The 14,563-nt window shown below is 69.5% G+C and carries 9 protein-coding genes and 1 tRNA gene; 3 read left to right on the top strand and 7 right to left on the bottom strand.

Features of this window, described 5'->3' with window-relative positions; all coding sequences use genetic code 11:
- Positions 1-2 precede the first annotated feature (2 nt).
- Complete coding sequence (locus B5F85_RS01265) at positions 3-1,007, top strand: hypothetical protein (protein WP_087313635.1); 1,005 nt, start codon at positions 3-5, stop codon at positions 1,005-1,007.
- A gap of 77 nt (positions 1,008-1,084) precedes the next feature.
- On the opposite strand, the gene B5F85_RS01260 is transcribed toward B5F85_RS01265, so the two are convergent.
- From B5F85_RS01260 to B5F85_RS01250, 3 genes are read right to left on the bottom strand one after another with little or no spacing between them, the layout of a single operon-like run.
- The gene (locus B5F85_RS01260) at positions 1,085-3,106 is read right to left on the bottom strand and encodes an FUSC family protein (protein WP_087313633.1); all 2,022 of its coding nucleotides are present in this window, start codon (positions 3,104-3,106) and stop codon (positions 1,085-1,087) included.
- 48 nt (positions 3,107-3,154) lie between these two features.
- Positions 3,155-4,399: an Nramp family divalent metal transporter gene (locus tag B5F85_RS01255; protein ID WP_087313631.1), complete on the bottom strand. Its 1,245-nt coding sequence runs from the start codon at positions 4,397-4,399 to the stop codon at positions 3,155-3,157.
- Complete coding sequence (locus tag B5F85_RS01250) at positions 4,399-6,246, bottom strand: CBS domain-containing protein (protein WP_087313629.1); 1,848 nt, start codon at positions 6,244-6,246, stop codon at positions 4,399-4,401. Before B5F85_RS01250 ends, B5F85_RS01255 begins: the two co-directional genes overlap by 1 nt.
- A gap of 167 nt (positions 6,247-6,413) precedes the next feature.
- On the opposite strand from B5F85_RS01250, the gene B5F85_RS01245 reads away from it, so the two are divergent.
- Positions 6,414-9,491: a glycoside hydrolase family 3 protein gene (locus B5F85_RS01245; RefSeq protein WP_158094537.1), complete on the top strand. Its 3,078-nt coding sequence runs from the start codon at positions 6,414-6,416 to the stop codon at positions 9,489-9,491.
- 157 nt (positions 9,492-9,648) lie between these two features.
- On the opposite strand, the gene B5F85_RS01240 is transcribed toward B5F85_RS01245, so the two are convergent.
- Positions 9,649-9,741: transfer RNA gene (locus B5F85_RS01240), tRNA-Ser, on the bottom strand.
- A 54-nt stretch (positions 9,742-9,795) separates the two neighbouring features.
- On the opposite strand from B5F85_RS01240, the gene tadA reads away from it, so the two are divergent.
- Positions 9,796-10,275, top strand: coding sequence for a tRNA adenosine(34) deaminase TadA (tadA, locus tag B5F85_RS01235; RefSeq protein ID WP_255373636.1), 480 nt, complete (start codon positions 9,796-9,798; stop codon positions 10,273-10,275).
- A gap of 39 nt (positions 10,276-10,314) precedes the next feature.
- On the opposite strand, the gene B5F85_RS01230 is transcribed toward tadA, so the two are convergent.
- The 3 genes from B5F85_RS01230 to B5F85_RS01220 form a co-directional block, all read right to left on the bottom strand.
- The gene (locus B5F85_RS01230; RefSeq protein ID WP_087313624.1) at positions 10,315-11,865 is read right to left on the bottom strand and encodes a lactate permease LctP family transporter; all 1,551 of its coding nucleotides are present in this window, start codon (positions 11,863-11,865) and stop codon (positions 10,315-10,317) included.
- Between the two features lie 83 nt (positions 11,866-11,948).
- Positions 11,949-13,211 (bottom strand): class I SAM-dependent rRNA methyltransferase, encoded by a 1,263-nt coding sequence (locus tag B5F85_RS01225; RefSeq protein ID WP_087313622.1) that lies wholly within the window; start codon positions 13,209-13,211, stop codon positions 11,949-11,951.
- Between the two features lie 80 nt (positions 13,212-13,291).
- Complete coding sequence (locus B5F85_RS01220) at positions 13,292-14,554, bottom strand: DEAD/DEAH box helicase (RefSeq protein WP_087313620.1); 1,263 nt, start codon at positions 14,552-14,554, stop codon at positions 13,292-13,294.
- Positions 14,555-14,563: the final 9 nt, after the last annotated feature.

The raw sequence follows: 14,563 nt of genomic DNA, 5'->3' as shown, positions 1-14,563 counted from the left end.
GCGTGACCAAGGTCAGCGAGCTCACCGGCCTGCGCGTCCTCATCCACAAGAAGACCAAGACCGCCAAGGACGGCACCGTCACCGACAAGTACCAGAAGCTCGGCAAGGTCCACAACGCGGTCTTCTCGCCCGACGGCAAGCGGGTCGTTGGCCTCATGGTCAAGCGCCCCGACGCCGTTGGCATGATCAAGCGCGAGGACTGCTTCCTCGCGCTTGACGCATACCGCCTTACGGCCGGGAGGGACCTCCTCGTGACGCGCCCCGAGGACGGCATGGACGTCGCCGCCCAGCGCCGCCTGGGGCTCAACTGGGACGCCTGCATCATCTGGTCCGGCATGGACGCCCGGACCGTGGAGGGCAAGTCCCTCGGCTACGTCTCGGACGCCGAGTTTGACGAGAAGAGCGGCGCCGTCCGCCAGTTCCTCACCACCGACGGCAGCCTCGCGCGGGCTCTTATCGGCTCGTTTGTCATCACGCCCGACATGGTCCGCGGCTATTCCGGCGGCTTCATGGTCGTCGACCCGGGCGAGCGCCCCGTCGAGCTCGACGGCGGCCTCGCGGGCGCTGCGGGCGAGGGCTACGCCCGCGCCAAGGCCAAGGGCGCCGAGGTGGGCAAGAAGGTCGGCGCTGCGGCCGGGGAAGCCGTCGACAAGGGCTCGTTCGCCCTGGGCAAGGTGCTGGGAAAGGCCAAGCGCGCCATCTCCGACGCCGCGACGCCCGAGGACGAGCCGCCCGCCGTGCCGCAGGTGCCCGCCGCCGACGTTCGCGTCGAGAAGCCCGTCGCAAGGATCGCCGAGAAGGGCGCGGACCCGGCGAACGCCCCCAAGAAGGCGCAGCCCAAGACCTACGCCCCGGCGCCGTCCGCGACGCCGAAGGCAAAGCCCGCCCCCAAGAAGAAGCCGGCCTCAACCGGCGACAAGGTCGCTCGTGCCGCCGGCAGGCAGCTCAGCGGCTTTGGCAAGATGTTCGGCTCCTTCAAGGAGGAGTTCGACAAGGCCAGAAAGTAACCCCGCGACCTGCACGTTGGGGACAGTCCCCAACGTGCTGCTAATTGGGGACTGTCCCCAACTTGCAGGTCGCGGGGTCAGTGGCGAACCTGCTCGGCGTACGAGGGCTTCTCCACGAGCGCCCCGCGGGCGTCGTCGATGGCGGTGCGCAGCTCGCCGGCGCGCTCGACGTATTGCCCGAGCACGTAGCGCAGGTCCGGCTCGGAGAGGCGCGCCACGAGCTCGCGCGCGTCCTCGATGCCCGTCCCAAAGCGCCGCGGGTCGCAGTTGGCCTCCGCGAGCTCGATGATGCGGCCAAACGTCGCCTGCTCCTCGGGGCGTACCTCGTGCAGGCGGACGATCAACTCGAGCTGCTCGAGCTCGCACATGAGCTCCCAGAGGCAAAACAGCGCCCGCTCCGCCGCGGCCCGATACCGTGCGAGCTCGGCGATCTCGGGGTCCCGCTCGTCCTTCTCGCCCAGCGAGTCGACGAAGCGGGCCGCCTGGCCGTGGACCATCTGGAAGTGCAGCAGCGTCTCCGAGGAGACGACGGTGTCCACGCGCGTGACCAGCGTGGCGCGCACGAGCTCCCAGAACCGCCCGATCATGTCGAACATCTGGCGCAGGTTGGCCACAAAGAGGCGCCGGTCGGAGCTCGGGCACACCAGGCGGTTGACGACGGAGACCGTGACGATGGCGAGCACCAGGCTCGCGAGGCGCATGCCCGTGGCGTAGGAGTCGTCGATGGAGACCGAGGCCATCGTGACCGCGTACGCCGTGGCAAAGAAGGCCGAGGTCACCGACCCCGGCGTCGAGGCGTACAGTGGCGCCACCAAGACCATGCCCAGCACGGTGATGCCCGCGTAGCCCAGGTCGAGCAGGGCGAGCGCGTGGACGAAGAGGCACCCGATCACGGTCCCGATCATGCGCGTGCGCATGCGGCGGACGGTCTCCTCGGGGAAGGGCTGCAGAAGCAGGAAGGCGTGCAGCGCAAACCAGTAGAGCTTCTCAACGGGAAAGAGCAGGTTGGTGGTGCAGCTCACGGCCAGGACGGCCCCGCAGCGCACGGCGAAGCGCATCTCGAAGGAGTCCAGGCTCGGCCGCTTGCGAAAGAGCGTGACGCGCGCGAGGCCGCGCGGCGTGAGGCGCCAGGGGCGCTGGTGCGGGTCGGCGGCGGTTCGCAGGATGAGCGAGACCAGGTTGAGGTAGCTCTGGAAGAAGATCCGGAAGCGGTCCTCGGGGATGGGCGTCTTTGCGAGAAGGGCGCTCACCTCGGGCAGGAGCGCCTCGCAGGCTTCGGCGCTCTTGAGTCGCAGCGCGACGTCCATGCGGCGCGTGAGGCCCGCGAGCTCGGCGAGGGCGCGGCGGTGCTGCTCCTCGTGGCGGCCCTCCCAGTCGGAGCTGCCCGAGAGGTAGGCGGTGCGCTGGGCGAGCGTCGCGAACATGTCCAGCAGGTCGGACACGCGCGCCGGCGCGCAGGAGTCCTCGCGGGCGGTGTAGGCGAGCCGCGCGAAGTCGCTCCTGAGCGCGAGCAGCTCGCCCGCGAGGGCGCCGTCGGGCCTCCCCGCGGCGCGGTCGAGGTCGTCTGCGAGGCGGCGGACAAGAACGTGCAGCTGCTCGGTGGGGCCGTCGGCGCGATGGCGCGCGACGCCGGTCACGAGCAGGGCCGCCGAGAGCAGCCCGCAGCAGGTGGCGAGCACCGCGGCCTGGGTCCAGAAGGTGTCGATGATGGCGTAGGGGCGCAGCTCGAGCCAGCAGAAGAGCATGGTGTAGGGGAAGTAGCGGCGGGGGTTGAGCTGCGAGGAGCGCATGAAGACGAGAAAGAACGGGACGCAGAGGTTCACGAGCACGCACGCGACGATGCCCGAGACCGCCACGCGTGCGGCGAGCAGCACGAAGGCGCTCACGAGCACGAACCGGGCGTATTGGGTCGGCGGGTTGTACTTGGCGAGGCGCGTCTCGAAAAGCGTCGTGAAGGGGGAGACCACGAGCAGGTAGTCCGAGCCAAACCCAAGCGTCACGACCCAGAGCAAGACGATGAAGAACACGATGACCGGCAGCGTGGCAACGAGCTTGTCACGCTTGCCGTCGAGCCATATGCGCGCCTTGAGGGCGTTCATCGTCCTTCTCCCCAGCCCCGGGGCCCCGCCCGGCCGTCGCGGCCCCGGTCACAGCCCCATCGCCTGCATGGCAAACATGATAACGGTCAGCACCGCCACGGCGGCGATCGTGAACCACGTGAGGGCGTTCCAGAGCCGGCCGTTGGCAAAGCGGCCCATCACGTGCTTGTCGCTCGCGATGAGCACCATGAAGACGAGAAGGACGGGCAGCAGCACGCCGTTGATCACCTGGGCGACCATCATGATGCCAAACAGGTTCACGTTGGGCAGCACCACCACGACGGCGGAGAGGGCGATGACGGCGGTGATGATGCCGCGGTACGCCGGGGCCTCGGCCCAGCTGCGGTCGGCCCCGCGCTCCCAGCCAAACGCCTCGCAGATGGCGCTCGAGGTGATGCCGGGCAGCACGCACGCGGCGAGAAACGACGCGCCCACGAGCCCGGCGCCAAAGAGCGTCTCGGCGTAGTCGCCCACGAGCGGGGCGAGCGCGGCGGCCGCGTCCTCGGCCCCGTTGACAGCGATCCCCGCCGGGTGGAGCACCGCGCCGGTCGTGAGGATGATGAACCAGGAGATGACGCTCGCCGCCACGGCGCCCGTGACGGTGTCGATGCGCTGGTAGGGCAGGTCGTCGGCGTGCGCGTTCTTCTCGACCACGTTGCTCTGCGCCAGGAAGAGCATCCAGGGCGCGATGGCCGTGCCCACGCTGGCCACGAGCAGCGAGAGGTAGCGCGGCGTGGCCTGGACGTGCGGCACCACGGTGTTGAGCAGCGCCTCGCCCCAGTCCGGCCCCACCATGACGCCGGCGACGATGTAGGTCACAAAGACGCACGCGATGGCGAGAAGGACCTTCTCGATGCGCCGGTACGACCCGCTCATCGTGAGCAGCCAGATGGCGAGGGCCGCGACGGGCACGGAGACGATGGGCGGCACGTCGAACAGGGCGAGCGCCGAGGCGATGCCCGCGAACTCCGAGAGCGTCACCGTGGTGTTGGAGACGAGCAGCGCGAGCATGGCCAGGGCCGAGAGCCGCACGCCGAACTGCTCGCGGATGAGCGACGCGAGGCCCTTGCCCGTGACGCAGCCCATGCGCGCCGCGGTCTCCTGGGCGACGATCAGAAGAAAGCACATGACGGGCACGGTCCAGAGCTGGTGGAACCCAAAGAGGGCGCCCGCGTTGGAGTAGGTCGCAACGCCGCCGGCGTCCGCGCCGGCGAGCGCCGCCACCATGCCCGGCCCCATGGCCGCCAGGATGCGTCGCGGCTGCAGCGACGAGGTGCGATCGGCGCCTTTCATCACGCCACCAGGGCCATCACGACGACGAGGAAGACGGCCACCGCCACGAGCATCGCGATCACTGAGATCGTGAAGCCCGAGGTCTCCTTGTTGTGCTCGTCGCGGCTGCGCAGGACGGCCAGGTAGACGGGCGTGAGCGCAAACGAGACGAAGGTGGATACCGCCGCGGCGAAGCCTCCCGTGGTGAGGGCGCCGCCGAGCCCGCCGAGCGAGGACGGGATGGCGGGAACGGCGGGCGAGGTGATGACGCTCTCGAGCGCGACGACGATCAGGGCGACGAGGACGCCGAGCGCCACGCCCAGGCCCAGACCCTTGAACGTGAAGCCGATCATCGAGGGGGAGTCCTCGTCGTCGGGGTCGTTCTCGAGGAAGAAGTTGGTGACGTAGCTGATGGAGTCGTCCGCGAGGACGAGCGCCACGGCGAGCGGGATCGCGGCGGCGAGCGTCTCGCCGAGGCCGAGGCTGCCGCCCACCACAAACGCCAGCGCGAGCACGCCGAGCGCCCAGAGCGCGACCCAGGCGTTGCGGCGCACGAGCCAGATGAGGGTGCTCGCGTGCCCGGAGTCCTCGCCGTCCGCCGAGCCGCCGGCCACGCGCAGGTCCTCGGCGTGCTCCTCCTCGAGGACGTCGAGGGCGTCGTCGACGGTGACGATGCCCAGCAGGCGCCCCTCGTCGTTGACGACGGGCATGGCGAGCAGGTTGTACTTGGCGATGTCCTCGGCCACGTCCTCCTGGTCGTCCTCGGGGCTCGCGGTGACGAGGTCCTCGGTGGCGATCTCGGAGAGGCGGGTCTCGGGCTCGGACACGATGAGGCTGTTCAGGGTGACCACGCCCGAGAGCCGGCCGTCCTCGTCGGTGAGGTAGACGTAGCGGACGGACTCGAAGTCCTCGTCGAGGCCGCGCAGCAGCTCCACGGCGTCGGCCACGGTGGCGGTCTCGCCGATGGAGGCAACCTCGGAGGTCATGATGCGGCCCGCGGTGTTCTCGCGATAGCCGAGCAGCTGGCGGATGGCGCGCTGCTCCTGGACGCCCATCAGGCGCAGGAGCTTCTCGGCCTTGTCGTAGTCGAGCTCGGAGACCAGCTCCGCCGCGTCGTCGGGGTCCATCTCGGAGAGCATGCGCGAGGCGTCGGACTCGTTGAGGTTGCCCATGAGCTCGGCGGCCATGGCGTCGTCGTCGAACTCCGCCACGGCGGCGGCGCGCTGCTCGTCGTCGAGCTGGGCAAAGACCTGGCCGCGCAGGCGCGGGTCGAGCCGCTCGATGATGTCGGCGATGTCGGCGGGGTGCATGTCGTCGAGGGTTTTGTGCGAGACGGAGAGCTTGACGTTGGAGAGGTCGCGCTCGACGAGGTCCATGTAGCTCCACGCGATGATCTTCTCGGGCATCGGGTGGCCAAAGGTGCGCGCCAGGCGCAGCGCCACGCGCTCGAGGGCGGGGTGGAGGCTGCGCAGCAGCCCGCGCGCGCCCACCTCGGCGCCCAGCAGGCGCAGCTGGGTGGAGCTGGTGTCGGAGAGCTTGAGGTCGTTCACGCGCACGACGCGCATGCCGTGGGTGTCCACGATCTGCTTGTTGAGGATGTCGCGGGCAAGAAGCACCTCGTCCGGCTGCAGGTAGGAGAAGCGCAGGTCCGTGGCAATGACCTTGAGGTGGACCTCGTGCTCGTCGTAGGTGTCGACGAACTTGCGCCACGAGATCATGATGGGCGTGCGGCCGGGCCCCATGAAGGCCAAGCTCGTGATGCGGGGGAAGACCTCGCCGGTGGCGATGCCGAGGTCAGAGACCGTGCCGACCTTCTCGCCGTCGGCATCGAGAACAGGGTTGCCCAAGAGTTGGGACAGATAGATCATTCGCGCTCCTTAAGCTGCGTAGGGCGTCGGGCGACGCGCAGGCGGGGCGCGCCGCAGGGTCATCGACGACGAGGTCGAGGTTTCATGCGGACCTTTCTCTTCGGCGGATTTTCCACTGGCCATTGTAGCCCATGCGCCGTCGTATGATGGAGCGGAGAGGAGACCACATGCCACGTGTCGAGAAGAACCACCTCATCGTGCGCCAGCTCGTGCGCCGCGTCGCGCGGGTGGCCGCCGGCGTCGTCGCACTCGCCGTCATCGGCGCGCTCGCGGCGGGCACCGCGGCCACGGTCCTTCTCGGCGACACGATGAAGTCGTTTCTGGGCACCGACGTCGTGGAGGTCACGGACCGGGAGCGCGAGAGCGTGATGGCCGCGGGCCGCGCCCTCGCCGAGCGCGTGGAGGCCGGCGGCGTGGTGCTGCTGCGCAACGAGGACGAGACGCTGCCGCTCCCCGCCGGGACCGACCGCGTGAACGTCTTTGGCTGGGCGTCGACCCAGTGGGTGGGCTCGGGCTCGGGATCTGGCCAGGTCACGGGCCCCGTGCTGGGGCTTCTCGACGCGCTGGAGGAGCGAGGCGAGGCCTACAACCGCGAGCTTACGGACATGTACCGGAGCTTTCGCGGCGAGCGGGACTACCGCGGCTCCGGCGCCCTCAACAGCCACGACTACGAGTACTGCCGCCTCTTTGAGCCGCGCCTCGGCGATGAGAGCTGCTACTCCGAGGACCTGCTCGCCTCCGCGCGCTCCTACTCGGACACGGCGCTCGTGGTGATCGGGCGCGTGGCGGGCGAGTCGATCGACTGCCCGTCCCGCCAGTACAAGGTCCGTGACCGCGACGGCGAGGTCGTGACGGACGCCACCCGCACCTACCTGGAGCTCTCCTCTGAGGAAGAAGAGCTCCTGCGCTACGTGGGCGCCACCTACGAGCACGTGGTCGTGATCGTCAACGCAACCAACACGATGGAGCTCGGCCAGCTCGAGACGATCCCCGGGATCGACGCCGCGCTGCTCGTGGGACCCACCGGCGAGGTGGGCGCCCGGGCCGTGGCGTCGGTGCTCTGGGGCGACGTCAACCCCTCGGGCCGCACCGCGGACACCTACGCCTACGACTTCTCAACAGCCGCGAGCTGGGCAAACGCGGGCGAGAAGGGCGAGGGCTCCTACGTGGGCTCGCAGGGCCTCTACCCCGCCGACGGCACCCCCAACGTCAACGTGGGCGTGCCCGAGACCTACGACGCGGTGCGCTACGTGGACTACGTCGAGGGCATCTACGTGGGCTATCGCTGGTACGAGACGGCCGACGCCGAGGGCTTCTGGGACGACGTGGAAAACGAGCACGGCACGGGCTACGAGGGCGTGGTGCAGTACCCCTTTGGCTTTGGCCTCAGCTACACCGAGTTTGGCTGGGAGGTCGAGGGGCGATCCCCCTCGCAGGGCACGCGCGTGGGGCGCGACACGAGCTTCTCGCTGCGCGTGCGCGTGACCAACACCGGCGACGTGGCCGGTCGCGACGTGGTGCAGCTCTACTGCACCCCGCCGTACAAGCCGGGCGGGATCGAGAAGGCGTCGACCGTGCTGGTGGCGTACGAGAAGACCGACCTCCTGCAGCCCGGCGAGAGCCAGGAGCTGACGCTCTCCTTTGACCTCGATGACGTGGCCTCCTACGACCACGCGGACGCAAACGGCAACGGCTTTGCGGGCTACGAGCTCGAGCGCGGCGAGTACGTCGTGGAGCTCAAGCGCAACGCGCACGAGGTCGCGGACTGTCCGGCGGCTCGCACGGTGCTCTGGCTGCCCGCGGACGTGCGCTGCGAGGAGAGCCTCGAGACCGGGGCCGTCGTGCGCAACCGCTTCACGGGCGCCGATGCCGTCGACGGCGTCTCCGTGGACGGGGGGTCGGAGGGCGTGAGCTACCTCACGCGCGCCGACTTTGCCGGGACCTTCCCGCGTGCGCGCGCCGCGAGCCGGGCGATGTCCGAGGACGTTGCCGCGCTCAACCGCTACGACGAGCGGCAGGCCGAGGGGGACGCCCTTCTCGCCTCCGAGGACGCGGAGACGGGGACCTATCAGCCCACGGCGTCCACGTGGAGCTCCGCCTGGCAGCTCTTTGACAATGGCGAGCTCACGGAGCTTGGCCGCCAGCTGGGCGAGGACTACGGGAGCCCCTTCTGGGAGATCGTGCTCGACCGCATCTCCGTGAGCGACATGGAGCGCCTCACGCTGCACGGCTACCTTGCGACGGGCGCGATCGAGGAGATTGGCAAGCCACTCACCAAGGAGGTCGACGGGCCCGCGCAGGTGGGGTCGTTCAACCAGCTGACGTATGGCGTGGGATACCCCAGCCCCTGCGTGCTGGCGCAGACGTGGGACGAGGGGCTCGCCCGCGCCTACGGTCGCCAGCTGGGGACGGAGGCGGCGGTGCTGGGGGTCGACGGGCTCTACGCGCCCTGCGCGAACCTCCATCGCACGCCGCTGGGCGGCCGCAACTACGAGTACTACGCCGAGGACCCGCTCGTGTGCGGGACCACGGCCGCCGCCGTCGTGGCCGGGGCGCGCGAGGCGGGCACGTATTGCCTGCTCAAGCACTTTGCTGTCAACAACCAAGACTCCTACCGGGACTCGCTCTACACGTGGCTCACCGAGCAGTCGCTGCGCGAGCTCTACCTGCGGCCGTTCCAGATCGCCGTCGAGGGCGGCGCCACGGGGCTCATGACCTCGTACAACCGCGTCGGAGCCGTGTGGGCGGGCGGCAGCCGGGCGCTGCTTGAGGACGTGCTGCGCGGCGAGTGGGGCTTCGAGGGCGCCGTCATCACCGACTACGCCGACCACCAGCAGTACATGAGCGCCGACCAGGCGCTCTACGCCGGGGGCGACCTCTTCATGGACGGGGTGTTCCGCAACGGCGCGTACGCGTTTGCGCCGGAGGCGGCTGACGGGGCGGCGTGGCGCGGCTACGTGGCGAGCCTGAGGCGCGCGACCAAGAACGTGCTCTACCTGGCGGTGGAGGCGCGCGCGACGAACCTCGCCTACAACGAGGCGGCCGCCGAGGGGGGCCGTGCGGGCATTGAGCGACCGATCAAGCGCGCGGGGCTCAACTTGGTGGGAACGGCCCTCGCGATCGCGGACGCGGTGGCGCTCACGGGCGTGGCGGCCTGGGCGCACCGCGCGCTGGCGCGCAGGCGCGTGCGGCGGGCGCCCGCGGGCGGGGAGTCCGGGGCGCTTCCCGGCACGCCAGAAAAATAACAGGCACGAAGCGGCCGCGCCTTTTTCGGCAACTGGGCAAACGCTGTCGGGCGGCCTCTCCGGGGTCGCTTCGTGCATGTTATTTTCCGGGGGTGGCGAGTAGACACGCTGCGGGCCCCGGCTGGGAAAGCCCGGCCGGGGCCCGCGTGCCCGCAAATGGCGGAGGAGGAGGGATTCGAACCCTCGGAACGGGGGTTGCCCGCTCGACGGTTTTCAAGACCGCTGCAATCAACCACTCTGCCACTCCTCCGCGTGCAGCCCTTATCCTACCCTATAAGCGGACATTCGGGCTCGAGGAGGCGCGGTGACGACAGGCGAGAAGAACGACGCTGCTGAGGACGAGCGCTTCATGCGCATGGCGCTCGAGGAGGCCGCCGCCGCGGCGGAGGAGGGCGAGGTGCCCATCGGGGCCGTGGTGGTGTGCGACGGCGTGGTCGTGGCGCGCGCCCACAACCGGCGCGAGACCGACGCCGACCCCTCCGCCCACGCGGAGTTTGCGGCGATGGTTGCCGCCTCGCGGGCGCTCGGGCGCTGGAGGCTCACGGGCTGCACGGTCTACGTGACGCTCGAGCCATGCCTCATGTGCGCGGGCCTCATGGTCAACGCGCGCGTCGACCGCTGCGTGTACGGTGCGACCGACCCCAAGGGCGGCGCGCTCGGCACGCTCTACGACGTGAGCCATGACCCGCGGCTCAATCACGAGTTCGAGGTGACTCCTGGCGTGCTCGCCGACGAGGCTGCCGATTTGCTGCGCACGTTCTTCCGCGCCCGCCGCAAGAAGTGACGGGTTGACGTTCTTCTCGCCTGGGATGCGGCGTGGCTTCTACAGCACGAGCGACCCCGCGTACACGAGCGCCGCCATCGCGACGGCAAAGCCGAACGCGTACGCGGCAATCTTGCCGAGAATCTCGCCGTCCTTGCCCACCAGTCCGCACGCCGCGCAGCCGATGGCGATGTTCTGCGGGCTGAGCATCTTGCCCGCAGAGACGCCGAGCGAGTTGGCCGCCACGAGCCAGGTCTCGTTGGCGCCGATCGACTGGGCGGCCTGGAGCTGGACGTTGCCAAAGAGGACCTCGCTGGAGGTTCCGGAGCCGGTGACGAAGGTCCCCAGCGCGCCGAGGATGGGGGCGACGAGCGGGTAGAGACCGCCGAGCGTCCCCACGAAGAAGGCGGCGATGCTCGCGATCATGCCGGAGTAGCCCATGATCTTGGCGCAGGCCAGCACGCCGAGCATGGTGAGGATGGTCTTGCTCATCTGCCTGCAGGTGTCGAGAAGAACCTGGACGAGCTCGCGGACGCTGCACCCCTGGATGAGGCCGCCGATGATGCCGCAGACGATGATGATCACGCCGGGCGTGTCGATCCACGTGAACGTGAGGGTCGCCGTGGGGTCGTCGGCGTAGATGTTGACCGTGGTGGCGATGGAGGAAAGCGGCTCGTAGATGGCCGGGACGAGCTGGCTGGTGAGCAGCAGGGCAACGAGGATGAGGATGAAGGGCGACCACGCGAGGACGATCTGCAGCGCGGGACCGCCAAAGCCCTCGTAGTGATGGACGCCCGTGAGCCGGTACTCCGCGGGCACCTCGCGCCCGCGCTTGGTGAGCGCAAAGAGGAACGTGGCGACGAGCGCGCAGGTCGCCGCGACCACGTCGGCCAGCGTCGGGCCCACGAACTGCGCCGCCGCGATCATGGGCAGGCCAAAGGAGAGGCCGGAGACGAGCGCCGCGGGCAGGGCGCCCCTGAGCGCCCGGGGACCGTCGCCCACGAGCATGACCATGAGGATCGGGCAGACGATCACGAACGGGAGCACCTGGACCGCCTGGACCGTCGCCAGCTCGAAGGCGTCGATGCCGGTGATGGAGGCGAGCGTCGTGGTGGGGATGCCGATGGAGCCGAACATGGTGGGGACGCCGTTGGCGATCAGGCAGGCGAGGATGGAGGTCACCGGCGAGACGCCGAGCGCCACGAGCATGCTCGCGGGAATGGCGACGGCAGTGCCGAAGCCCGCCATGCCCTCGAGGAACCCGCCGAAGCACCAGGCTATGAGCAGCGTGAGGATGCGCTTGTCGTCAGAGACCGAGCAGAGCATGGCCTTGATGGTCTCCATGCCACTCGTGCGAACGGTGACGTTGTAGGTGAACACCGCGGCGATGATGACGATGACGATGGGCCAGAGCGCCATGGCAAAGCCCTCGAGCGCGGCGGTCGCCATGTTGACGGGGGTCATCTGCCAGCCGAGCATGGCGCAGACGGCGGCGACGACGAAGGCGCCGGCGCTGGCGAGCCAGGCTTCCATGTGCAGGCCGCAGAGGGCGATGACCAGCCAGATAATGGGCAGCAGGGCGAGGACGAACATGCCAAAGAGCTCAAACATTGCGGTGACTCCCGGGGACGTGCGTGTCTTTCAGCCCCCTAATGTAGCACTGCGCACCGCGCCGGCCGCGACTCTTTTGGGCGCTAGACGACCTGGAAGATGAAGAAGTCCAGGTAGTGGCTCTCCGGGAAGCCCCAGAGGATGGGGTGGTCGGGCGCCTGCTGGCGCTCCTCGACCTGCTTGAGCTGCACGTTTGCCTGGTGCGCCGCCTCCGCGATCGCCTTGGCGAGAAGGTCGCGCGTCATGAAGTGCGAGCAGCTGCACGTGGCGAGGTAGCCGCCGCGGGGCAGCAGGCGCAGGGCCTCGTAGTTGATCTCCCGGTAGCCGCGCGCGGCGCCGGCGACGGTTCCGCGGCTCTTGGTGAAGGCCGGCGGGTCCAGCACGATGAGGTCGAAGGGGCCACCCTCCTCGCACAGGCGCGAGCGGTCCGCGCGGAGCTCCGGCAGGTAGTCGAGCACGTTGGCGCACGAGAAGCCCATCGTGGCGTCCAGCCCGTTGAGGCGGGCGTTCTCGCGGGCGAGGCCAATGGCCGTCTGGCTCACGTCGACGCAGCGCACGTAGGCGGCACCGCCCGCGGCGGCGTTGAGGCCAAAGGGCCCCACGTGGCAGAAGCAGTCGAGCACGCGCCTCCCGGTCGCAATCTCGCGCACGGCGCGGCGGTTGTACTTCTGGTCGAGGAAGAAGCCGGTCTTCTGGCTGTTCTCGATGTCCAGGTCAAAGGAGAGGCCGTTCTCGCGCACCATGATGCGGGGGGTCTTGGGAGCGGGCAACCCGTCCCACCAGCCCTTGTACTGGGCCAGGCCCTCCTTGGCGCGGGAGGGGCCGTCGTTTCTCTCGTAGATCGCGTCGATCTTCTCGCCATCCGCCGCGAGCGCATCGAGGAGCGCCGCGTACACGACGGGCCGCAGGCGCTCCATGCCCACGGTCCCCACCTGCGTGACCAGCACGTTCTCGTAGCGGTCCGCAACGAGGCCGGGCATGCCGTCTGCCTCCGAGAAGACCACGCGACAGCAGTTGGTGTCGGGCTCGGCGCCGGGCAGGGCGCGCCCGCCCATCACGGCGCGACGGTGCTGCCACGCCCAGGTCGCGCGACGGCGCCAGAAGGCCTCGTCGACGCGGTCGTTGGCGTTGCGCGTGACGATGCGCACGCGGATCTTGGACTCCTGGGAGAGCAGGCCCGCCCCCTGCCACGTGCCGTTCTCCTCGAAGAGGTCGACGACGTCGCCGTTGTCCGCCGACTCGGCATCGAGGACCTCGCCCTCAAAGACCCACGGGTGGCCGCCGGCCAGCGAGCGCGCCGCTTTGCGGGTGATGGTGACGCGCGGGTACGGTCGCGCCTGCTTCATACGCCCTCCTGTCAATTGGGGACAGTCCCCAATTAGCACAAATGTTTTATGTGAATCGGGGACTGTCCCCAATTGACAGACTAGTAGTGGCGGCCGTAGCGCCCGCCGCCAAAGCCTCGCCCGCGCTGGCGCGAGCCGGCGAACATCGTGCGCGTGGAGCGCTTGGTGGAGCGGCCCTCCTGGGGCATGATGCGGCCGGCGTCGTAGGAGAAGCCGGGGAGGTCCCACACGGGCACGAGCTTCTTGGTGAAGTACTCGATCTCGCGCAGGGGGCTGATCTCGTCGGGCGCCACGAAGGTGTAGGCGTGGCCGGTCGCGCCGGCACGTCCCGTACGGCCGATGCGGTGGACGTAGTCCTCCGGGTCCATGGGGACGTCGAAGTTCACCACGGCGTCGATGCCCGAGACGTCGATGCCGCGGCTCATGACGTCGGTCGCCACGAGCACCTGGACCTTGCCGTCGCGGAACTTCTCGAGGGCCCGGGCGCGGGCCTGCTGCGGGCGGTCGGCGTGCATGACGTCGACCTTCACGCCGGCGTTCTTGAGGGTCTTGGAGACGTCGTCCACGCGGTGCTTGGTCCGGCAGAACACGAGCACGCGCTCGGGCCTCTCGCCCGCCGCGCCGCCGGTCTCGAGCAGCGCGCGCAGAAGCTCGGTCTTCTGGCCCTGGGTGACGGGGCAGAGGTGCTCCTCGACGGTGTCCGCCGTCTCGCCCACGCGCGAGATCTCGACGGTGGCGGGGTCGGTGAGCAGCGCGTCGATCGTGGACTTGATCGACGGCGGGATGGTCGCCGAGAAGAGCAGCGTCTGGTGACGCTCCGGCAGCGCGTGCATGATGCGGCGCACGGAGGGCCAAAAGCCCATGTCGAGCATGCGGTCGGCCTCGTCGAGGACCAGCACCTTGACCTGGGAGAGGCTCACGTGGTTGTGCTCCATGAGGTCGATGAGGCGCCCGGGCGTGGCAACGAGCAGGTCGCAGCCGCGCTCGAGCTCCTTGATCTGACGGTCGAACTTGGTGCCGCCCATGACGATGACCGCGCGCTGGCCGGTCTTCTCGCACACGACGCTCACGACGCTCTCGATCTGCGCCGCGAGCTCGCGCGTGGGGGTGACCACGAGGGCGTGCGGGCCCTTGCCCTTCTCGCCCGCCACGAGCTGCAGCGTTGGCAGCGCGAAGGCCGCCGTCTTGCCCGTGCCCGTCTGCGCGGAGGCCACGATGTCGCGCCCCGTGAGCACTACGGGGATGGCCTGCGCCTGAACGGGGGTCGGGGTGGTGAAGCCGAGGGCGTCGACCCCGGCGAGGATCTGCTCGTTTAGCCCGAGCTCGGCAAATGAAGTAGTCATGGTTTTCAG

This window comes from Olsenella sp. An293 (assembly GCF_002159495.1).
In the GTDB taxonomy this organism is placed as follows: Bacteria; Actinomycetota; Coriobacteriia; order Coriobacteriales; family Atopobiaceae; genus Thermophilibacter.
The sequence above is the reverse complement of the archived record's forward strand: the minus strand, read 5'-3'. Positions and strand labels throughout refer to the sequence as shown.